The organism is Candidatus Pantoea gossypiicola (assembly GCF_008632075.1).
In the GTDB taxonomy this organism is placed as follows: Bacteria; Pseudomonadota; Gammaproteobacteria; order Enterobacterales; family Enterobacteriaceae; genus Pantoea; species Pantoea gossypiicola.
The window spans coordinates 61,501-81,027 of record NZ_VWVM01000017.1; the positions used below are offsets into that span (position 1 = coordinate 61,501).

General features: G+C 55.0%; 22 protein-coding genes. 15 read left to right on the plus strand and 7 right to left on the minus strand.

Annotated features, from left to right (window positions below; genetic code table 11):
• Positions 1-217: 217 nt before the first annotated feature.
• The 11 genes from rfaD (at position 218) to coaD (ending at position 11,485) form a co-directional block, all read left to right on the plus strand.
• Complete coding sequence (gene rfaD, locus F3I20_RS18900) at positions 218-1,150, plus strand: ADP-glyceromanno-heptose 6-epimerase (RefSeq protein WP_150038105.1); 933 nt, start codon at positions 218-220, stop codon at positions 1,148-1,150.
• Positions 1,151-1,167: 17 nt separating this feature from the next.
• Positions 1,168-2,223, plus strand: coding sequence for an ADP-heptose--LPS heptosyltransferase RfaF (rfaF, locus tag F3I20_RS18905; RefSeq protein ID WP_150038104.1), 1,056 nt, complete (start codon positions 1,168-1,170; stop codon positions 2,221-2,223).
• Positions 2,211-3,188 (plus strand): lipopolysaccharide heptosyltransferase RfaC, encoded by a 978-nt coding sequence (gene rfaC / locus F3I20_RS18910; protein WP_150013951.1) that lies wholly within the window; start codon positions 2,211-2,213, stop codon positions 3,186-3,188. The genes rfaF and rfaC overlap by 13 nt, the downstream gene beginning before the upstream one ends.
• Positions 3,185-4,261 (plus strand): glycosyltransferase family 9 protein, encoded by a 1,077-nt coding sequence (locus tag F3I20_RS18915; RefSeq protein ID WP_150013948.1) that lies wholly within the window; start codon positions 3,185-3,187, stop codon positions 4,259-4,261. Before rfaC ends, F3I20_RS18915 begins: the two co-directional genes overlap by 4 nt.
• Before the next feature lie 9 nt (positions 4,262-4,270).
• Entirely contained in the window at positions 4,271-5,275 is a 1,005-nt protein-coding gene (locus F3I20_RS18920) for a glycosyltransferase family 8 protein (protein WP_150038103.1), read from the plus strand.
• A 328-nt stretch (positions 5,276-5,603) separates the two neighbouring features.
• The gene (locus tag F3I20_RS18925; protein WP_304621849.1) at positions 5,604-6,590 is read left to right on the plus strand and encodes a glycosyltransferase; all 987 of its coding nucleotides are present in this window, start codon (positions 5,604-5,606) and stop codon (positions 6,588-6,590) included.
• Positions 6,591-6,663: 73 nt separating this feature from the next.
• Positions 6,664-7,740, plus strand: a complete 1,077-nt coding sequence (gene rfaQ, locus F3I20_RS18930) for a putative lipopolysaccharide heptosyltransferase III (protein WP_150038101.1) — start codon at positions 6,664-6,666, stop codon at positions 7,738-7,740.
• Entirely contained in the window at positions 7,733-8,866 is a 1,134-nt protein-coding gene (locus F3I20_RS18935) for a glycosyltransferase family 4 protein (RefSeq protein ID WP_150038100.1), read from the plus strand. The genes rfaQ and F3I20_RS18935 overlap by 8 nt, the downstream gene beginning before the upstream one ends.
• 92 nt (positions 8,867-8,958) lie before the next feature.
• Entirely contained in the window at positions 8,959-10,233 is a 1,275-nt protein-coding gene (gene waaA / locus F3I20_RS18940; protein WP_150013933.1) for a lipid IV(A) 3-deoxy-D-manno-octulosonic acid transferase, read from the plus strand.
• Entirely contained in the window at positions 10,233-11,009 is a 777-nt protein-coding gene (locus tag F3I20_RS18945; protein WP_150013930.1) for a glycosyltransferase family 2 protein, read from the plus strand. The genes waaA and F3I20_RS18945 overlap by 1 nt, the downstream gene beginning before the upstream one ends.
• The gene (gene coaD, locus F3I20_RS18950) at positions 11,006-11,485 is read left to right on the plus strand and encodes a pantetheine-phosphate adenylyltransferase (RefSeq protein ID WP_033734511.1); all 480 of its coding nucleotides are present in this window, start codon (positions 11,006-11,008) and stop codon (positions 11,483-11,485) included. The genes F3I20_RS18945 and coaD overlap by 4 nt, the downstream gene beginning before the upstream one ends.
• On the opposite strand, the gene mutM is transcribed toward coaD, so the two are convergent.
• From mutM to radC, 4 genes are all read right to left on the minus strand, one after another.
• Positions 11,482-12,291 (minus strand): bifunctional DNA-formamidopyrimidine glycosylase/DNA-(apurinic or apyrimidinic site) lyase, encoded by an 810-nt coding sequence (mutM, locus tag F3I20_RS18955; protein ID WP_150013928.1) that lies wholly within the window; start codon positions 12,289-12,291, stop codon positions 11,482-11,484. The two genes, coaD and mutM, sit on opposite strands and share 4 nt — an antisense overlap.
• Positions 12,292-12,360: 69 nt before the next feature.
• Positions 12,361-12,528, minus strand: a complete 168-nt coding sequence (gene rpmG / locus F3I20_RS18960; protein ID WP_001051798.1) for a 50S ribosomal protein L33 — start codon at positions 12,526-12,528, stop codon at positions 12,361-12,363.
• 19 nt (positions 12,529-12,547) lie between these two features.
• Positions 12,548-12,784: a 50S ribosomal protein L28 gene (gene rpmB / locus F3I20_RS18965; RefSeq protein ID WP_013359508.1), complete on the minus strand. Its 237-nt coding sequence runs from the start codon at positions 12,782-12,784 to the stop codon at positions 12,548-12,550.
• 241 nt (positions 12,785-13,025) lie between these two features.
• Positions 13,026-13,682 (minus strand): RadC family protein, encoded by a 657-nt coding sequence (gene radC, locus F3I20_RS18970; protein WP_150013925.1) that lies wholly within the window; start codon positions 13,680-13,682, stop codon positions 13,026-13,028.
• 180 nt (positions 13,683-13,862) lie between these two features.
• Here radC and coaBC point away from each other — a divergent pair, with 180 nt between their 5' ends.
• From coaBC to slmA, 3 genes are all read left to right on the plus strand, one after another.
• A complete protein-coding gene (gene coaBC, locus F3I20_RS18975) occupies positions 13,863-15,083 on the plus strand; it encodes a bifunctional phosphopantothenoylcysteine decarboxylase/phosphopantothenate--cysteine ligase CoaBC (protein ID WP_150013922.1) in 1,221 nt (406 codons plus the stop codon).
• Entirely contained in the window at positions 15,061-15,519 is a 459-nt protein-coding gene (dut, locus tag F3I20_RS18980; RefSeq protein ID WP_013359511.1) for a dUTP diphosphatase, read from the plus strand. The genes coaBC and dut overlap by 23 nt, the downstream gene beginning before the upstream one ends.
• A gap of 119 nt (positions 15,520-15,638) precedes the next feature.
• Positions 15,639-16,235 carry a nucleoid occlusion factor SlmA gene (gene slmA, locus F3I20_RS18985; protein WP_150013919.1) on the plus strand — a complete coding sequence of 199 codons (597 nt, stop codon included), beginning with the start codon at positions 15,639-15,641 and terminating at the stop codon, positions 16,233-16,235.
• Between the two features lie 35 nt (positions 16,236-16,270).
• Here slmA and pyrE read toward each other — a convergent pair whose 3' ends face one another.
• Positions 16,271-16,912 carry an orotate phosphoribosyltransferase gene (gene pyrE, locus F3I20_RS18990; RefSeq protein WP_003851333.1) on the minus strand — a complete coding sequence of 214 codons (642 nt, stop codon included), beginning with the start codon at positions 16,910-16,912 and terminating at the stop codon, positions 16,271-16,273.
• 49 nt (positions 16,913-16,961) lie between these two features.
• Positions 16,962-17,678, minus strand: a complete 717-nt coding sequence (rph, locus tag F3I20_RS18995) for a ribonuclease PH (protein WP_003851334.1) — start codon at positions 17,676-17,678, stop codon at positions 16,962-16,964.
• A 150-nt stretch (positions 17,679-17,828) separates the two neighbouring features.
• On the opposite strand from rph, the gene F3I20_RS19000 reads away from it, so the two are divergent.
• Entirely contained in the window at positions 17,829-19,013 is a 1,185-nt protein-coding gene (locus F3I20_RS19000) for a NupC/NupG family nucleoside CNT transporter (protein WP_150013916.1), read from the plus strand.
• Between the two features lie 38 nt (positions 19,014-19,051).
• Here F3I20_RS19000 and F3I20_RS19005 read toward each other — a convergent pair whose 3' ends face one another.
• Positions 19,052-19,477 (minus strand): DUF3574 domain-containing protein, encoded by a 426-nt coding sequence (locus F3I20_RS19005; RefSeq protein WP_150013913.1) that lies wholly within the window; start codon positions 19,475-19,477, stop codon positions 19,052-19,054.
• Between the last annotated feature and the right edge of the window lie 50 nt (positions 19,478-19,527).

A 19,527-nucleotide genomic window follows, 5' to 3' on the forward strand; every position in this document is an offset into this window, starting at 1 on the left:
AGATGGCAAAAATCTGGCATATCTTACTGAACAGGCCGCTTCTTCACGATAAATCGCCCAACAGAATGTCATTTTTGCAGCATAGTTCACGCCGCGACGATGTACGCACAACGCGTTACAGAGTCATCTGGCTGTCTGCACTCTGATGAAATGTTATGATGTGAGGTATTCGTGTGTGAAACCTCCTGTTTCACCCCACAACGTTGAAGGTAACAACATGATTATCGTAACTGGCGGCGCAGGAATGATTGGCAGCAACATCGTCAAAGCGCTGAACGATCGCGGTCACACCGACATTCTGGTGGTGGATAATCTGAAGGATGGCACTAAGTTTGCCAATTTAGTCGACCTGGATATCGTCGATTATATGGACAAAGAAGAGTTTCTGATGAGCGTGATCGCGGGCGACGATTTAGGCCCGATTGAAGCGGTATTCCATCAGGGTGCCTGCTCCTCCACGACCGAGTGGGATGGCAAGTACATGATGGAGAACAACTATCAGTACTCTAAAGAGCTGCTGCACTACTGCCTGGAGCGCGAGATCCCGTTCCTTTACGCCTCTTCTGCTGCGACCTACGGCGGACGCAACGAGAATTTCATCGAAGAGCGCCAGTATGAGCAGCCGCTGAATGTGTATGGCTACTCCAAAATGCTGTTCGACCACTACGTTCGTCAGATGCTGCCGGAAGCGAACTCGCCGGTGTGTGGCTTCCGCTACTTCAACGTCTATGGTCCGCGTGAAGGCCACAAAGGCAGCATGGCAAGCGTGGCGTTTCATCTGAACACCCAGATCAGCAACGATGAAAATCCAAAACTGTTTGAAGGCAGTGACGGCTTTAAGCGCGATTTCATCCACGTTGATGATGTGGCAGCAGTGAACCTGTGGTGCTGGGAAAACGGCGTCTCCGGGATCTACAACTGCGGCACAGGCCGCGCCGAATCGTTCCAGGAAGTGGCTGATGCAGTTCTGAAATTCCATCAGAAAGGTCAGATCGAGTACATCCCGTTCCCGGAAAAACTCAAAGGACGCTATCAGGCCTATACCCAGGCCGATCTCACTAAACTGCGTGCTGCCGGTTACGACAAGCCATTTAAAACGGTGGCGCAGGGTGTCACTGAATATATGGTCTGGCTGAACCGCAACGCATAAAGGAAGCTGCTCCGGCGATGAAAATTCTGGTAATCGGCCCGTCGTGGGTCGGCGATATGATGATGTCGCAAAGTCTCTATCGCACACTCAAGGCCGAACATCCGGATGCAGTGATTGATGTGATGGCACCCGCGTGGTGCCGCCCATTACTGTCACGCATGCCGGAGGTGAATCAGGCGCTGGCGATGCCGCTCGGGCATGGCGCACTGGAGATTGGTGAGCGTCGCCGGTTGGGAAAAGTACTGCGCGCCAGTCACTACGACCGTGCTTATGTGCTGCCTAACTCCTTTAAGTCGGCGCTGGTTCCCTTCTTTGCCGGAATAAAACGCCGCGTCGGCTGGCGAGGTGAAATGCGCTATGGCCTGCTGAACGATTTACGGGTGCTGGATAAAGCCGCGTTTCCACTCATGGTTGAGCGCTACGTTGCGCTGGGCTATGACACCGCTGTTACCTCGGCGGCGCAGCTGCCACAGCCGCTGTTGTGGCCAAAATTGCAGGTTGAAGAGCAGGAAAAGATTGAAACCGCCGCACAGTTTCAGCTCGCAGCGACTCGTCCGATCATCGGTTTTTGTCCGGGCGCTGAATTTGGGCCCGCCAAGCGCTGGCCGCACTATCATTATGCCACGCTGGCCCGTCAGCTGATTGCTGACGGCTTCCAGATTGTGCTGTTTGGCTCCGCCAAAGATCGTCCGACCGGCGACGAGATTATCGCTGCTCTGCCAGAGGATGCACGCGGCCACTGCCGTAATCTGGCCGGTGAAACCCAACTGGAACAGGCAGTGATTCTGCTGGCGCAATGCCGCGCCGTGGTCAGCAACGACTCCGGCCTGATGCATATCGCTGCGGCGCTGGACCGTCCGCTGGTGGCGCTCTATGGGCCGAGTAGCCCTGACTTTACGCCGCCGCTTGCAAAACAGGCGCGTATTATTCGCCTGATTACCGGCTATCACAAAGTGCGTAAAGGCGATGCCGACCAGGGCTATCACCAGAGCCTGATCGACATTCAGCCTGAGCGCGTACATCAGACGCTGAGCGAACTGCTCGCACCACAGGAGGTGCCATGCACGTCCTGATTGTTAAAACCTCTTCAATGGGCGATGTGCTGCATTCACTGCCGGCACTGACCGATGCGATGCATGCTATCCCCGGCATCCGTTTCGACTGGGTGGTGGAAGAGAACTTCGCGCAGATCCCTGGCTGGCATCCTGCGGTCGATAAGGTGTTACCGGTTGCAATCCGCCGCTGGCGCAAACACTGGTTTGGCAGTCAGCAGCGTGAAGAGCGTGTGCTGTTTAAGCGCGCGTTACAGTCGCGTGAGTACGATGTCGTCATTGATGCGCAGGGACTGATCAAAAGTGCCGCGCTGGTTACCCGCTTATCGAAAGGGTTAAAGCACGGTCAGGACAGCCGCAGCGCGCGTGAGCCGTTTGCCAGCTGGTGGTATGACGTCCGCCATGAAGTCAGTAAGCAACAACATGCGGTTGAGCGGACGCGCGAACTGTTCGCTAAAAGCCTGGGCTATGAAAAGCCGCAAAACCAGGGTGACTACGCGATTGCCGGACACTTTCTGCATCATCTGCCCGCTGACGCACATCATTACCTGGTCTTTCTGCATGCCACGACGCGTGACAACAAGCACTGGCCGGAATCCCACTGGCGACAGCTGATCGAGCAGATGAAGCCCGGCGGGCTGCGGGTGAAGCTGCCCTGGGGTGCTGAACACGAGCATCAACGCGCACTGCGGCTTGCAGAGGGCTTTGAGCATGTTGAGGTGCTGCCTAAGCTCACGCTGGAGGCGATAGCCCAACAGCTGGCGGGCGCACGGGCGGTGGTCTCGGTAGATACCGGATTAAGTCACCTGACGGCGGCGCTGGATCGTCCCAACCTCACGCTGTATGGCCCGACCGATCCTGGTTTGATTGGCGGTTACGGGCAGAACCAACAGGCACTGAGCGCCCCGAATCATAATCTGGCGGAGCTGACTGCTGACACGGTGGCAGAAAAACTGCGGGCCGTTATTACGGAAAATACGCCATGAACTATGTGCTGATCTATCTGCTGCTTCTGCCTTTCCGGGCCATAATGCGGCTATTTTACCGGCCAACCGGACGCAGCTTAATCATCCAGACGGCGAAGATTGGTGATTTTATCAATATTACACCCATGCTGCGCGCCCTGGGTCAGTCTGAGCTGCTGATCAGCAAAGCAGTGGAGCCGCTGGTACGTCATGATGACACGGTCAGCCGCTATTTTCTGATTGAAGACGCAAAGCGCAGCTTTTTTGCCAAACTGAAGCTCGCGTTCACCCTGATGAACCGCTATGACAACGTCTATCTGGTGCAGCCTAACAGCGTAAACCTGTTCTTTGCCGCGTTATGCAACGCACCGAATAAGCAGTTTCTGCGCACCTATGTGCGTAAGTCTTACCATAAGACGTTCTATCGCAGCGCCAGCGGCATTGTTGATCACACTAAGACAGATTTGACGCTCGACAGTTACCTGAAGCTGATTAACCGCGACTATCGCTACACCGATTTCCCTAAACACGCGACCTCGCCGCTCTGGGAGCCGCCCGTGCCGCCCGCTGCACTGCGTAATCCGCACAGCGGCATTAAAATAGGTATCAGCATTTCTGCCGGTAATCGGGCCAAAACTATTCCTGCCAGCATCTGGCAGCAGCTGATGGCATCACTGGCTGACCTGCCCTGCACCTTTTATGTGTTTGGTCCGCCATCTGAGCAGCCGTGGCTGGATGAGTTATTGAGTCTGACCGGCCCAAAAGAGAATATTGTCAGTCTGATTGGTGAACTAAAGCTGGAAGAGGTTCCGTGGGCCATTTCGCAGATGGATTTCTATATCGCCTCTGACTCTGGCAATGCGTATATTGCGGATGCCCAACAGATACCCGTGATCATGCTTTACGGGCCGTGTGAAGTCAGGGAGCAGCGTCCGGTCAATAACGTCTTATTTATCGGACCGGATAATATTGACGCTTCGACGTTCGTTTTTGCCACCCGTTTTAAGTTTGATCAGCCTGCTGAAAAATTATTCGGGCTGGATCACGATAAACTGACTAGAATACAAACGTTTATTACTCATAATCTGGAATAGTAAAGCGTAATGGCAATTACCCCTCTTGCTGATGCCGTTCAGCAAAGTCAGCTGCTGGTCAACACGCTTGCTGACACGGATGATAATCAGGTTCACGTTGCGTTTGGCATCAACCACGCCTATGCGCGTGGCCTGGGCATTACGCTGTTTTCACTTCTCCATCATCATCCTGATACCGCTTTCCACGCCCATATTTTCTCAGATTCACTACGCGACGAAGATGTAGAAAAATTGCGCTCGCTGGCCACAGGCCACCGTCTGGCGATTACGTTGCATATTTTTAACAGTGCCTGGGTTGATCAGTTGCCTGCAGTGGGCCGCTATCCTAAAAGCATCCACTACCGCTTCCTGATCCCTGAAACGGTAGCGAACTATAGCGATCGGGTGATCTATATTGATGCAGATACCCTGGTGGTGGGCGATTACTCTCCTCTGTTCGCCCTGAATATCACGGATTACACGCTGGCGGCCTGTAACGACACACCACGTGCGCGGCAGAACCAGTGCGCAAGGCTGGGGCTGAAGCATCATCACTACTTCAATTCCGGCTTTATGCTGATCAATATTCCACGCTGGCTCGAAAGGCAGACTACCGCGCGCATTACCGACGTGCTGGTGACGCAGGGCGCAGAGTTTGGTTTTCCCGATCAGGATGCGCTGAATATTGTGCTGGAGAATGAGATTCTGATTCTGCCGGACCGCTATAACCATATTTACGACATCATCGCCAATAAAGTCTGGGATCACTCTGGTGTACCAGATGAGACCGTCATGATTCACTACACCGGTAAATGCAAACCCTGGCATGCATGGGCCGGCAGCGATCTTTCACAGCTCTACTATCGCTATTACCATCGATCACCCTGGGCTTCACAACCGCTTGATACGCCCAGACATTATAAAGAGATGAAGCGATTCGCCCGTATAAAGTGGCATCAGAAACAGTATGCCGAAAGCATGAGCTGGATGATGAAGTATGTCAGTCTCAAGTTTTTTAAGCAGAGCGAGCAGTAGCGCACTCAGATTTATCAGGTTGATGCAGGCGCTGTTATTTCAGCGCCTGACTTTCCCGTCACTTCTCCCGCCTGCGGTTTGCTACGATCTCTTATAAAAAAGACGCTGAATGAGCACCGGCATAATAACCGGTTTACCTGCCCGCCTACTTTGCGTAAAAAAAGCGCATATAACGCATTATTACTGGCGGGCGTGGTTTTTAGTAAAGCAGGAAAGCCACACCGTCTTATAATCGTGAACTTCCTGATTCCACTCTGCTGATTTGGAAATGATTTATGACGAGGCAACGCCCTTTCACAGTGAATTCAACGCGGGTGCAGATAGCGTGATGAGTACTTCTCCTTTGCTGAGTATCATTACGCCGATGTTCAATGCGGGCAGCATGTTTGATGAGTTCATGCAGTCACTGCTGGCGCAGACGCTGACCTCGCTGGAGATCATCATTGTCGATGACGGTTCAACCGACGGCTCAGGTGAGCGCGCTGACCAGTATGCACAGCAGCACTCTCATATTCGTGTGATTCATCAGGAAAACGGCGGCGTGTCGCGCGCCCGTAACGCGGGTCTGGCGATTGCCCACGGGAAATATGTCACCTTTCCGGATGCAGATGACACCATGCAGCCCGATATGTATCAGACGCTGGTGACGATGGCAGAAGCGGACAATCTTGATGCTGCACAGTGCAACGCCGAGTGGTTCTTTAAACACAGTCAGCGGGTAAAACCGTTGATTCCGCTGGACCGCCTGCGCAGCACTCCGGTGCTGAGCGGTGCCGACTGGCTCAATACCGCGCTGAAAACGCATCGTTATATGCATGTGGTCTGGCTTGGCATCTATCGCCGGGAACTGATCGAGCAGCATCAGTTGCAGTTTGAGCCGGGCCTGCATCATCAGGATATTCCCTGGACCACCGAGTTTATGCTGCTGGCAAAACGCGTGCGGTATACCGAAGCAGTGCTCTATCGCTACTATATGCACGACGCTTCAATCAGCAACCGCAAACGTACCGGCGAGCGTAACGTTGAATATCAGCGTCACTACCTGAAGATTGCGCGTCTGCTGGAAGAACTCAACACCCGCTATCGTGACCGTGTGAAAATCTACCCATCATTTCACTATCAGGTAACCCATGAAGCGCTGAGCGTTTGTCACAGTGTGAGGCGTGAGCCTGAGGCCCGCGCACGTCAGGCGATCATTGCCGATCTTTTCACGACCAGGACGCACCTGCGCATGCTACGGAATGCCAGGGGAATTAAGCAGTGGTATCAGCTGCTGTTATGGCTGGCGCGGCTCTATCGCTGGCGTGATAAATAACCTTTGAGGCTGGCTTTATCCTAAAAAGGGTTTGCCCTACAATCGGTTCACTGAATTCTGAGAACTCCTGTTTATGGCCAGCCTGACTCCAGCAAACATCTCTCCAAAAAATATATTACTGATTAAGCTGCGCCACCATGGTGACATGCTGCTCACAACGCCCGCCATTAATGCGCTTCGTCAGCGTTACCCGCAGGCCAGCATTGACGTATTGCTCTATCAGGAAACGCGTCCGATGCTGGAAGCGCATCCGGCCATCCGCCATTTGCACGTCATCGATCGCAAATGGAAACAGGAGGGAACCTGGCGCAAGCTGGGCCATGAGCGTGCATTAATTCGCGCCATACGTGACGCGCATTATGATCTGGTGATTAACCTGGCCGATCAGTGGCGCGCTGCCCTGATTACGCGGTTGTCCGGGGCACCCGTTCGTATCGGTTTCGCATTCAAAAAACGCGATAACGCCCTGTGGCGCTGGTGTCACAATCGGCTGGTCCCCACACACAATCACAGCAAACTGCATACCGTTGAACAGAATATGTCGGCGCTGGCCCCCCTCGGCATCAGCAGCGATGGCGCACGTGTCTCCATGCATTACAGCGACGCTGATCGGCAAATCGTGCTGGCCCGACTGGCGGAACATCATATTACCGCGCCCTATATTGTGGTGCAGCCGACCTCACGCTGGAGCTTTAAATGCTGGGAAGAAGAGAGCGTTGCGGCCACACTTGATCAGCTGGCGCAACCGGGCCGCAAAGTGGTGCTGACCGCCGGGCCGGACAAGCAGGAGCTGGCGATGATTAACCGCATTCGCGCGCGCTGTGCGTCGCCTGACGTGGTTTCGCTGGCGGGTCAGTTCACGCTACCGCAGCTGGCGGCATTGATCGATCATGCCCGGCTATTTATTGGTGTCGACTCTGCGCCAATGCATATGGCTGCCGCGCTTGATACGCCCTGTATCGCACTTTTTGGCCCGACCAAGCTGCAGCACTGGCGGCCCTGGGGGAACAACAACCATGTCATCTGGGCGGGCGATTATGGCCCGCTGCCCTCACCCGATTCCATCGACACCAAAACTGACCAGCGTTATCTCTCGGCCATTCCGGTAAAGGATGTGGTCGCGGCAGCGAGGAACTACCTGAATGAGTAAGTTACGGCTGGCCATTGTCCGGCAGAAATATCGTCCGGATGGCGGTGCTGAACGTTTTATCTCACGCGCCCTGGAAGCGCTGGGCAGCGAAAAGCTCGATCTCAACATCATTACCCGCAGCTGGCAGGGCACGCCCAATCCAGACTGGCATCTGCATATCTGTAATCCGGCAAAGCTGGGCAGGGTTTCCCGCGAGCGCGGCTTTGCCCGTGCCGCACGTGCCTGCTGGGAGCGAGAAAAGTTCGATATTGTACAAAGCCATGAGCGCATCGCTGGCTGTGACATTTTCCGTGCGGGTGATGGCGTGCATCGTGTTTGGCTGGAACAGCGCGCCCGTATTGTCTCATCGTGGCAGCGGATGAGTGCTACATTCAGTCCTTATCACCGCTATGTTCTGCAGGCGGAAGCGGAAATGTTTAACTCTCCGACGCTGAAAGCGGTGATCTGTAATTCAGAGATGGTAAAGCGCGATATCCTGCGCTGTTTCGCGCTCGACGCCGGAAAAATCCATGTTATTCATAATGCTATCGATGCCAGTCGTTTCCAGCCCGCTACAGAAACAGCACGTCGCGCCACCCGCCAGCAGCTGTCACTGCCCGATGCCGCTACCGTACTGATCTATGTCGGCTCCGGCTTTGAGCGTAAAGGGCTGAAAGCGGCGATACAGGCGCTGGCTGCCAGCGATCGTTATCTGATTGTGGTGGGCCAGGATAAACAATTACAACGTTACCAGCAGCTGGCAAACCAGCTTCACTGCCTGGACCGCCTGCGCTTTGTCGGCGTACAGCAGGATGTGCAGCCGTTCTATCACGCGGCGGATGGCTTGTTACTGCCCACACTCTATGACCCCTTTCCGAATGTGGTGCTGGAGGCAATGGCCTGCGGCTTACCGGTGATAACAAGCACCGGTTGCGGTGGCGCAGAATTTATTACCGCTGGTCAGCAAGGCTTCGTCTGTGATGCCCTGGATATCAATGGGTTAAACCAGGCGATTAATGCAATACCGGCGCTTTCTGTCGATTCACGAATGGGTGACGCGGCGCGACGTAAAATTGAGCCTTATGGTCCACAACAGCTGGCGCAGGCGCTGACTTCGCTTTATCAACAGGTATTGAGTACCAACTGACAATCCGGGATGAGTGCATGCGGGGTTTCTGATAACATGCCGCCATCTCATTTTAATCTGTTTTTAGACGCGAACCTGTTGTAACGGTAACTATGACGACCATTTACACCGCATTGCTCTACTTCATTCAGCCACTGATCTGGCTGCGCCTGTGGCTGCGCGGTCGTAAAGCGCCTGCCTATCGCAAACGCTGGGCAGAACGCTATGGTTATTGCGTCGGCAAAGTAAAGCCCGACGGCATTGTGCTGCATTCGGTCTCTGTAGGTGAAACTCTGGCCGCGATTCCGCTGGTGCGCGCGCTGCGTCATCGTTATCCGACCCTGCCGATTACCGTCACCACCATGACGCCGACCGGCTCTGAGCGGGCGCAATCTGCGTTTGGCAAAGATGTGCATCACGTCTATCTGCCTTATGATCTGCCAGGTTCGATTAATCGTTTTCTGGATACGGTTAATCCACGGCTGGTGATCATCATGGAAACGGAGCTGTGGCCGAACATTATCCGCATTCTGCACCAGCGTAACATTCCGCTGGTTATCGCCAATGCCCGCCTCTCGGCCCGCTCCGCCAAAGGCTATCGCAAGCTGGGTAAATTTATGCGCCAGCTGTTGCAGAGCATCACGCTGATTGCGGCGCAGAACACGGAAGATGGCGACCGCTTCCTGAGTCTGGGCCTGAAACGTTCACAACTGGCGATTACCGGCAGCCTGAAGTTTGATATTTCCGTCACGCCAGAGCTGGCCGCCAGAGCGGTAACGCTGCGTCGCCAGTGGGCACCGCGTCGCCCGGTGTGGATCGCCACCAGCACGCACGAAGGCGAAGAGGTCATCGTGCTGGATACCCATCGTCGCCTGCTGCAGACGTTTCCGGATCTGCTGCTGATTCTGGTTCCCCGCCATCCTGAACGTTTTAACGATGCGCGCGAGCTAACGCAGGAACGCGGCTTCAGCTTTATCCTGCGCAGCAGCGGTGAGATCCCATCCGGTTCCACGCAGGTGGTCATCGGCGACTCAATGGGTGAACTGATGCTGCTTTACGGTATCGCCGATCTGGCGTTTGTCGGCGGCAGCCTGGTTGAGCGGGGCGGACACAACCCGCTGGAACCTGCTGCCCATGCGCTTCCGGTCCTGATGGGACCACACATCTGGAACTTCAAAGATATCTGCAGTAAGTTGCAGGAAGGCCAGGGTCTGATCACCGTCACCGACGTGATTTCGCTGGAAAAAGAGGTCACCAACCTGTTGCAGGATGATGATTACCGCCGTTATTACGGACGCCATGCGGTAGACGTACTGCACCAGAACCAGGGTGCGCTTCAGCGTCTGCTACAGTTACTCGAACCGCATCTGCCACCACGGGCCCACTAATGTCAGCACGCCAGCGTCTTTCTGTGGTGATGATCGCCAAAAATGAAGCGGAGCTGCTGCCGGATTGTCTGGCTTCAGTCAGCTGGGCCGACGAAATTATTGTGCTGGATTCTGGCAGCAGTGACGACAGTGTTGAGATCGCCACGCAAGCCGGAGCGCAGGTCTATCAAAGTGATGACTGGCAGGGCTATGGCATCCAGCGCCAGCGTGCGCAACACTATGCCACCGGCGATATGATTCTGATGATCGATGCGGATGAGCGCGTTTCACCCGAACTGCGCGCCGCGATTGAGCAGGTGCTGGTCGCCCCACCCAGCCGCACTGTTTACAGCCTGGGCCGCAGTAATCTGTTCCTCGGCCGCTTTATGCGCCACAGTGGCTGGTATCCCGATCGCGTGATGCGCCTCTATCCACGCACCTTCCGTTACAATGATAATCTGGTGCATGAATCACTGCAGAGTGACGGCGCACCGGTGGTGGCGTTGCCTGGCGATCTGGAACATCTGACCTGCCGCGATTTAATCGCCTTTCAGCGCAAGCAACTGGCCTATGCCGAAGCCTGGGCCACGGAACGTCACCAGCGCGGTAAGCGTTGCGGTCTCTTTTCGGTGTTCAGCCATACGCTTGGCGCGTTTGTTAAAACGTTGCTGCTGCGTGCCGGTTTTCTCGACGGCAAACAGGGCTGGATTCTGGCGGTAGTCAACGCGCAATATACCTTCAATAAATATTCAGCCCTCTGGGCGCTGAATCACGCTGCGAAAAAAGGGCGAGTATGACCACTAAAGCCATCTATCCCGGTACGTTTGATCCTGTAACGCTTGGTCATCTCGACATCGTGACGCGGGCAGCGCAGATGTTTGATCAGGTGATTCTGGCCATTGCTGCCAGCCCCAGTAAAAAACCAATGTTCAGCCTGGATGAGCGCGTGGCGCTGGCCGGTCAGGTGGTGGCGCATCTGCCGAACGTTGAGGTGGTCGGCTTCAGCGACCTGATGGCAAATTTCGCCCGTGACCAGCAGGCGAATGTGCTGGTCCGTGGATTGCGTGCGGTATCAGACTTTGAATATGAAATGCAGCTGGCGCAGATGAATCGTCACCTGCTGCCAACGCTGGAGAGTGTGTTCCTGATGCCGTCTGAAGGCTTCTCGTTTATCTCCTCTTCGCTGGTCAAAGAGGTGGCGCGTCATAGCGGCGATGTTTCCGCCTTTCTGCCCGCGCCCGTGCATCAGGCACTGCTGGCTAAACTGGCTTAATGTTGGCAGTTGGGGCACCAATAGGTGCTGCGCTGCCCATGTCTGCCGCTGATAATCGGCGTACCGCATGCGCGGCAGGGTTCACCGGCGCGGCCATAAACCTGCAGCTGCTGGGCAAAATAGCCTGGCTTGCCGTCGGTCTGTAAGAAGTCTCGCAGCGTAGTACCGCCCTGCTCAATTGAACGTAACAGCACCGCTTTAATGGTGTTGACCAGCAGCTCCGCTTCAGCCTGCGACAGACTTCCTGCGGCACGATCGGGAAGGATCCCGGCGGTAAACAGTGACTCACTGGCGTAAATGTTGCCTACGCCCACCACCACTTTGTTATCCATCAGCCACTGCTTGATGAGCGTGCGTTTGCCACGCGATTTATCAAACAGGTAAGCGCCGTCAAACTGGTCGCTAAGCGGCTCAGGTCCGAGATGCGCCAGCACGCTGCTGCCCGCCAGATCGCTGCTCCAGAGCCAGGCACCAAAGCGGCGCGGGTCGGTGTAGCGCAGCACTTTGCCGTTACTCATGACCAAATCAACATGGTCATGTTTAGCCGCTGGCAGCTCTTCGGATAGCACACGCAGGCTGCCCGACATACCCAGGTGGATAATGACCCAGCCATGCGGCAGTTCCAGCAGCAGATATTTCGCCCGGCGCTGTACGCTGAGCACCGGCTGATCGCTTAGCGCCAGGATTTCCTGCGAAACAGGCCAGCGCAAACGTGAATTACGTACCACAGCGTGAAGAATGGTTTCACCAACCAAATGCGGCTCGATACCGCGGCGGCTGGTCTCAACCTCTGGCAACTCTGGCATACCCTCTCCTCAGCGTTTTACACAAACAAAAAACCCGGCCGGAGCCGGGTTTTTAGCAGAACACTAAAATTACTTAATTTTAGCTTCTTTGTAGATCACATGCTGACGTACAACCGGATCGAACTTTTTCAGTTCCAGCTTCTCTGGTTTAGTACGTTTGTTCTTCGTGGTGGTATAGAAGTGACCTGTACCAGCAGAGGAAACCAGCTTGATCTTCTCACGAATACCTTTAGCCATGATTCAGTTCCTTAGTACCTTAGTACTTCTCACCACGGGCACGCATGTCGGATAAAACCGTATCAATGCCCTTTTTATCAATAATGCGCATACCTTTAACAGATACACGCAGAGTAACGAAGCGCTTCTCGCTCTCAACCCAAAAACGGTGTGAGTGCAGGTTCGGAAGGAAACGGCGTTTCGTCGCGTTCATTGCGTGGGAACGGTTGTTACCCGTTACCGGACGCTTTCCAGTTACCTGGCAGACTCGTGACATGTCTATATCTCCAAAAATCAAATCAGCTCGAGCTTTAAAAATTAGGTTTTGGCCGCCTCGTCAGGCTTGCAGCCCGCCAGGCGAGTTCCATGGAACCCGCTAAGCTGGCCTAACCGCCAAACCCGAGATTCTCAAAGGTGGCGTAGTATACGCCGCTCAGCCCAAGTGCTCAAGTCCCGAACAGATAAAGATCCCGAATGATCGGGCAAAAAGCCGCCACCTGGCGCGAAATTTCCCTGAATCAGAGCCATCCCCGCTCAGCAAAGGAGACATATTCGCCATGGCCAATCACCAGATGATCGAGCAGACGGATGTCGAGTAGCTGACAGGCTTCGCTGACTTTATGGGTCACTTCACGGTCTGCACGGCTCGGTTCCGCCATCCCCGAGGGATGATTATGCGCCAGTATCAGGGCGGCTGCGTTGAGCTTCAGCGCTTCCCGGACGATCTCGCGAGGGTGCACTTCCACGCTATTAATGGAGCCAGAGAACATATTCTGTGCCCGTAGCACCCGATGCTGATTATCCAGAAACAGGGCCATAAAGATCTCCCGCTCCTGGTGGGCTAACAGGCTTTGCAGATACTGGCGCGTAATCTGTGGATTTTCCATCACGCTTTCTCGCGCCAGCTTACTGGCGAAAAAGCGCTTCGCCAGTTCGGCAATCGCGTGCAGTTGCGCCAGCTTGGCATCGCCGACACCTTTAATTTTGCATAATGCCGCTTTGTCTGACGTCATGAGCTGATAAAGCGAGCCAAATCCCTCCAGCATCTGCCCGGCCAGTTCAAGGACGTTCTGCCCTGGCGAGCCGGTGCGGAGAAAGATGGCCAGCAGTTCGGTATCGCTGAGCGAATGCGCACCCAGTTTCTGCAGTTTTTCCCGTGGTCCCTTGATTTTCATCGTTGCTCTCCCTGAGATGAGTTTAAGAGTGGCCCATCCTGAAGCATGCCGCTATCAGTGGCGTATCAATCTTCGAGACGGCTCGCAAACGCAGTTGGTGAAAAGGCGCGTCCACGCTTTTATGATAAAGTCCGTGCATTCGCCGCCGCGGGCGGCAGAGAGCTTAGTGAGGCCAACATCATGATGGGATTAGCCGGCAAAAAAATTCTTCTTGGCGTGAGCGGCGGTATCGCCGCTTATAAAGCACCTGAGCTGGTGCGTCGCCTGCGCGACCGCGGCGCTGATGTCCGCGTAATGATGACGGAGGGGGCAAAGGCCTTTATTACTCCGCTCAGCCTGCAGGCCGTTTCAGGCTATCCGGTGTTTGACGATCTGCTTGATCCGGCAGCGGAAGCCGCGATGGGTCATATTGAACTGGCAAAGTGGGCCGATCTGATTGTTTTGGCACCGGCCACTGCCGACCTGATTGCCCGTATAGCTGCCGGTATGGCAAACGATCTGGTGACCACGGCTGTATTAGCGACGGCCTCACCCGTGGCGGTGGTGCCCGCTATGAATCAGCAGATGTATCGTGCGGCGGTGACCCAGCACAACCTGCAAACGCTGCATGAGCGTGGCGTGTTGATCTGGGGGCCGGACAGCGGCAGCCAGGCCTGCGGAGACGTCGGGCCGGGACGGATGCTTGATCCGCTGGCGATTGTTGACCATGCGGTGCAGTGGGCTGCACCCGTCAACGATTTGCAACATCTCAACATTATGATAACCGCCGGTCCAACCCGTGAGGCGCTGGACCCGGTACGCTACATCTCGAATCACAGCTCCGGAAAAATGGGCTTTGCGATTGCCGCCGCCGCTGCCAGGCGCGGCGCACAGGTAACGCTGGTCAGTGGTCCGGTCAGCCTGGCGGCGCCAGCGGGTGTGAGACGCGTTGATGTTACCAGTGCGCTGGAGATGCAGGCCGCCGTCATGAGCGAGATAGCTAAACAACATATTTTCATTGCAAGCGCAGCCGTGGCAGACTACCGGGCAGCCGATATTGCGGCCGATAAAATCAAGAAACAGGGCGGCGATGATAACGTCACGCTGAACCTGGTAAAGAATCCCGATATTGTTGCCGGGGTCGCCGCACTTCAGGAAAACCGGCCATTTGTGGTTGGATTTGCTGCTGAAACACAGAATGTGGAAGAATACGCCCGGCAAAAACGGGTGCGCAAGAATCTGGACCTGATCTGCGCTAACGATGTCGCTAAAGCCGGACAGGGATTTAATAGCGACACCAATGCTCTTCACCTTTTTTGGCAGGATGGAGAAAAACGCTTACCGCTCAGCGATAAGTCTCTCCTTGGCCAACAATTAATAGACGAGATTGTCAGCCGTTATGATGAAAAAAATAGACGTTAAAATTCTGGATGCGCGTGTTGGCAAAGAGTTTCCATTGCCGACCTACGCCACTTCAGGTTCCGCTGGGTTAGATTTACGCGCCTGTATTGATGAGGTGCTCGACATCGCACCAGGCACAACAACGCTGGTCCCGACCGGACTGGCGATTCATATCGCCGACCCCGATCTGGCCGCTGTAATCCTGCCGCGCTCAGGCCTTGGCCATAAACACGGCATTGTACTGGGCAACCTGGTCGGGCTGATTGACTCCGACTATCAGGGACAACTGATGGTGTCGGTCTGGAATCGCGGCCAGGAAAGTTTCTCTCTGCAACCCGGCGATCGCATGGCACAACTGGTCTTTGTACCGGTGGTACAGGCGGAATTTAACCTGGTCGACGATTTCGACGCCAGCCTGCGCGGCGAAGGCGGCTTCGGCCACTCAGGTCGCCAGTAACCCGCATTACCGACTTTCACTTACGCCCGTTATTTTTCCTCATCGCCATGGGACGCGTTCCTGTGGCAGATGCGTAGGTGTTGCCTGTTTTTAGGTGAATTTCAGGGGTCTTTAAGGTCATGGCAGAAAAAAAAGTCGCGAAGCGGAACCGTCGCGAAGAGATTTTGCAGGCGCTGGCACAGATGCTGGAGTCGGGTGATGGCAGTCAGCGCATTACCACCGCCAAACTGGCAGCCACGGTAGGCGTTTCCGAAGCGGCGTTGTATCGTCACTTCCCCAGTAAGACACGCATGTTCGATAGCCTGATTGAGTTTATCGAAGACAGTCTGATTACCCGCATCAATCTGATCCTCAAAGATGAAAAAGAGACCATGACGCGCCTGCGTCTGATCGTGCAACTGATTCTGGGATTTGGTGAGCGTAATCCGGGACTGACGCGCATCCTGACCGGTCATGCGCTGATGTTCGAGCAGGACCGGCTGCAGGGACGTATTAATCAACTGTTTGAGCGGATTGAAGTGCAGCTGCGACAGGTGATGCGTGAACGAAAAATGCGTGAGGGCGAAGCTTTTCAGGCTGATGAGGCGTTACTGGCAAGCCAGCTGCTGGCTTTCTGTGAAGGTTTACTGTCGCGCTATGTCCGTTCTGAGTTTCGTTTCAGTCCTACTGCAGACTTTGAAGCTCGCTGGCCGCTGATTGCCGTACAGCTGGTGTAAAGAGTCAAAGAAGGCGGGCATCGCGCCCGCCTCTGTTAAATCCCGTATGCTTTCTGATAGGCACGAACCTGAGCCAGATGATCGGCCATCTCCGGCTTCTCTTCCAGCCAGCTAATCAGGTCGGCCAGTGTGATAATTGCGGTCACTTTGCAGCCATAATCACGTTCGACTTCCTGAATCGCCGACATCTCTCCACGTCCACGCTCCTGACGATCAAGCGACACCAGCACGCCTGCCAGGGTTGCGTTATGCGCACCGATAATATCCATCGACTCACGAATCGCTGTGCCTGCCGTGATCACATCGTCCACCAGCATCACTTTGCCCTGCAGCGGGCTGCCCACCAGCAAGCCACCTTCACCGTGATCTTTGGCTTCTTTGCGGTTGAAGCAGTAAGGCACATCGCGGTCATGATGATCCGCCAGCGCCACCGCCGTGGTGGTCGCAATCGGAATGCCTTTATAGGCCGGACCGAACAGCAGATCGAAGTCGACAGCGCCATCCACCAGCGCCTGCGCGTAGAAGCGTCCCAGCAGCGCTAAATCCCGTCCGCTGTTGAACAGACCGGCATTAAAGAAATAGGGGCTTTTACGCCCTGACTTCAAAGTGAACTCACCGAACTTCAGCACCTGCTTGTTCAGGGCGAATTCAATAAACTGACGCTGCCAGGCTTTCATTTCTCACTCCTCAAATAAAGAAAAGGCGACCCTGAGGTCGCCTGTTACATCAATTTTCCAGCGCTGCTTTCTGCGCCTGAATCAATTCCTCAATGCCGCCGCGTGCCAGCGCCAATAGCGTCAGCAGCTCTTCATGGCTGAACGGTTCGCCCTCGGCAGTGCCCTGCACCTCGATCATGCGACCATCTTCCATCATCACGACGTTCATGTCGGTTTCTGCCGCGGAGTCCTCAACGTACTCCAGATCGCACAGTGCTTCGCCTTTAACGATACCGACTGAAATCGCCGCGACCATGCCCTTCATCGGATTGGCTTTCAGCTTGCCGCTGGCTACCAGCTTGTTCAGCGCATCAGCCAGCGCCACACAGGCACCGGTGATTGAGGCGGTACGGGTGCCGCCATCGGCCTGGATCACGTCGCAGTCGAGCGTGATGGTAAATTCACCCAGCGCTTTAAGATCAACTGCGGCACGCAGTGAACGGGCGATCAGACGCTGAATTTCCAGCGTACGACCACCCTGCTTGCCTTTTGCGGCTTCACGCGCCATACGACTGTGAGTAGAACGCGGCAGCATGCCATATTCAGCCGTGACCCAGCCCTGGCCCTGGCCTTTAAGGAAACGCGGAACCCCTTCGTCTACGGAGGCAGTGCAAAGCACTTTCGTTTCGCCGAATTCCACCAGAACGGAACCCTCTGCGTGTTTGGTGTAATTGCGGGTCAATGTGACTGGACGCACCTGTTGTGCGCTACGGCCTGCTGGACGCATGGGTATTCTCCGGCTTGCTAATGATTGGCTGCGCATTATACGGACTTCCTTGCCCGCTGTCTCTTGCGCCGGTCTGGCGCAGGCATCAGATGAAATTCCCTGCCAGCTGTGGCTAAATGCGCTTTCCTTTCTCTCTGATAAAAAAGACATATGGCCGCCATTCTTCATTTCCTGCTGGCGCTGGTGGTGATTTTCGCCCTTGCGCTGCTGGTCAGTCATGACCGTAAACAGATTCGCCTGCGCTTTATTGTTCAACTGATTGTGGCAGAAGCCGCGCTGGGCTGGTTCTTCCTTCACTCTGCCGGGGGGCTGGCGCTGGTCGGCTCGTTTGCGGGATTCTTTGAAACGCTGCTGGGCTTTGCCGCACAGGGTACAGAATTCGTGTTTGGCGGAATGAGCAAACAGGGGCTGGCATTTATTTTCCTTGGCGTACTCTGCCCGATTGTCTTTATTTCCGCGTTGATCGGCATATTGCAGCACTGGCGCATCCTGCCGCTGCTGATCCGTATTTTCGGGACGCTGCTGTCGAAAATTAATGGCATGGGCAAACTGGAGTCATTTAATGCCGTCAGCACGCTGATTCTGGGTCAGTCGGAAAACTTTATCGCCTATAAAGGGATTCTGGGTGATATCCCGCCGCGCCGGCTCTACACCATGGCAGCGACTGCGATGTCCACCGTTTCGCTGTCGATTGTCGGTGCTTATATGTCGATGATTGAACCGAAGTATGTGGTTGCCGCACTGCTGCTTAACATGTTCAGCACCTTTATTATCCTGTCGATCATCAACCCGATGAAAAGCCAGGATGAGCAGCCTATCGCGCTGGAAAAGCTACATGAAGAGCAAAGCTTCTTTGAAATGCTGGGCGAGTACATCCTGGCTGGTTTCAAAGTGGCGATGATCATTCTGGCGATGCTGATTGGCTTTATCGCCCTGATTGCTGCCGTGAATGCCGTGTTTGCAGCGGTCTTTGGCTATAGCTTCCAGCAGTTGCTCGGCTACCTGTTCTATCCTCTGGCATGGCTGATCGGCATTCCCAAAGCGGATGCCCTGCAGGCGGCCAGCATCATGGCGACCAAGCTGGTGGCAAATGAGTTTGTGGCGATGATTGAGCTGCAGAAAGTTGCGGCGGGCATGAGCGCGCGCGGGCTGGGTATTCTGTCGGTGTTCCTGGTCTCCTTTGCTAACTTTGCCTCGATCGGCATTGTGGCGGGTGCCATAAAAGGCCTGAACGAAAAACAGGGGAATGTGGTTTCCCGGTTTGGCTGGAAGCTGGTCTATGGCTCCACGCTGGTGAGCCTGCTCTCTGCGGCTTTTGCCGGTCTGTTTATCTGACTATTCCGTGGGCGGCCTCGCTGCCGCCCGCTTTCGTCCTAGAATCCGACGCAGACGGGTGCATCCACCCGCATCACCGACTCCTGAGCAAAGCGTTTCTTATAGAGGGTACGTAGCGCCTCAATATCCTGATTGGTGGCAGGGTCGATACCGTGGATCAGCATCAGCGCTTTACTGTTCTCCCGTGCCAGTTTGCCGTTCTCGCCCAGCCATTGCCCTTTAGCGTCATAAACCGACAGTCCCGCTTTGAAGCGTGGCGTAACCTCATTGTCCACAAAGTTCATCCAGTCAAGCGAACTCACCCTGCCGCCGTCTGGCTTGCTTAGTCCAAACCACAGCGTGGTCTGCATCATCATGTCGCCACCCGCACAGATGGGTTGCGGTTTCGTGGGCGGCGCATGGCGCGTCTGGCAACCCGCCAGCAGCAGAGCCATCACAACAGGAAGGGCAATAACGCGTGACATAGATCGGTCATCCTCACAAGGGGTCAGTGGTCATCATAAGTGGCTCTCGC

Coding starts and splice junctions, on each gene's coding strand:
- rfaD (WP_150038105.1), top strand. CDS start 218: ATGATTATCGTAACTGGCGGCGCAGGAATGATTGGCAGCAACATCGTC.
- rfaF (WP_150038104.1), top strand. CDS start 1,168: ATGAAAATTCTGGTAATCGGCCCGTCGTGGGTCGGCGATATGATGATG.
- rfaC (WP_150013951.1), top strand. CDS start 2,211: ATGCACGTCCTGATTGTTAAAACCTCTTCAATGGGCGATGTGCTGCAT.
- F3I20_RS18915 (WP_150013948.1), top strand. CDS start 3,185: ATGAACTATGTGCTGATCTATCTGCTGCTTCTGCCTTTCCGGGCCATA.
- F3I20_RS18920 (WP_150038103.1), top strand. CDS start 4,271: ATGGCAATTACCCCTCTTGCTGATGCCGTTCAGCAAAGTCAGCTGCTG.
- F3I20_RS18925 (WP_304621849.1), top strand. CDS start 5,604: ATGAGTACTTCTCCTTTGCTGAGTATCATTACGCCGATGTTCAATGCG.
- rfaQ (WP_150038101.1), top strand. CDS start 6,664: ATGGCCAGCCTGACTCCAGCAAACATCTCTCCAAAAAATATATTACTG.
- F3I20_RS18935 (WP_150038100.1), top strand. CDS start 7,733: ATGAGTAAGTTACGGCTGGCCATTGTCCGGCAGAAATATCGTCCGGAT.
- waaA (WP_150013933.1), top strand. CDS start 8,959: ATGACGACCATTTACACCGCATTGCTCTACTTCATTCAGCCACTGATC.
- F3I20_RS18945 (WP_150013930.1), top strand. CDS start 10,233: ATGTCAGCACGCCAGCGTCTTTCTGTGGTGATGATCGCCAAAAATGAA.
- coaD (WP_033734511.1), top strand. CDS start 11,006: ATGACCACTAAAGCCATCTATCCCGGTACGTTTGATCCTGTAACGCTT.
- mutM (WP_150013928.1), bottom strand. CDS start 12,291: ATGCCAGAGTTGCCAGAGGTTGAGACCAGCCGCCGCGGTATCGAGCCG.
- rpmG (WP_001051798.1), bottom strand. CDS start 12,528: ATGGCTAAAGGTATTCGTGAGAAGATCAAGCTGGTTTCCTCTGCTGGT.
- rpmB (WP_013359508.1), bottom strand. CDS start 12,784: ATGTCACGAGTCTGCCAGGTAACTGGAAAGCGTCCGGTAACGGGTAAC.
- radC (WP_150013925.1), bottom strand. CDS start 13,682: ATGAAAATCAAGGGACCACGGGAAAAACTGCAGAAACTGGGTGCGCAT.
- coaBC (WP_150013922.1), top strand. CDS start 13,863: ATGATGGGATTAGCCGGCAAAAAAATTCTTCTTGGCGTGAGCGGCGGT.
- dut (WP_013359511.1), top strand. CDS start 15,061: ATGATGAAAAAAATAGACGTTAAAATTCTGGATGCGCGTGTTGGCAAA.
- slmA (WP_150013919.1), top strand. CDS start 15,639: ATGGCAGAAAAAAAAGTCGCGAAGCGGAACCGTCGCGAAGAGATTTTG.
- pyrE (WP_003851333.1), bottom strand. CDS start 16,912: ATGAAAGCCTGGCAGCGTCAGTTTATTGAATTCGCCCTGAACAAGCAG.
- rph (WP_003851334.1), bottom strand. CDS start 17,678: ATGCGTCCAGCAGGCCGTAGCGCACAACAGGTGCGTCCAGTCACATTG.
- F3I20_RS19000 (WP_150013916.1), top strand. CDS start 17,829: ATGGCCGCCATTCTTCATTTCCTGCTGGCGCTGGTGGTGATTTTCGCC.
- F3I20_RS19005 (WP_150013913.1), bottom strand. CDS start 19,477: ATGTCACGCGTTATTGCCCTTCCTGTTGTGATGGCTCTGCTGCTGGCG.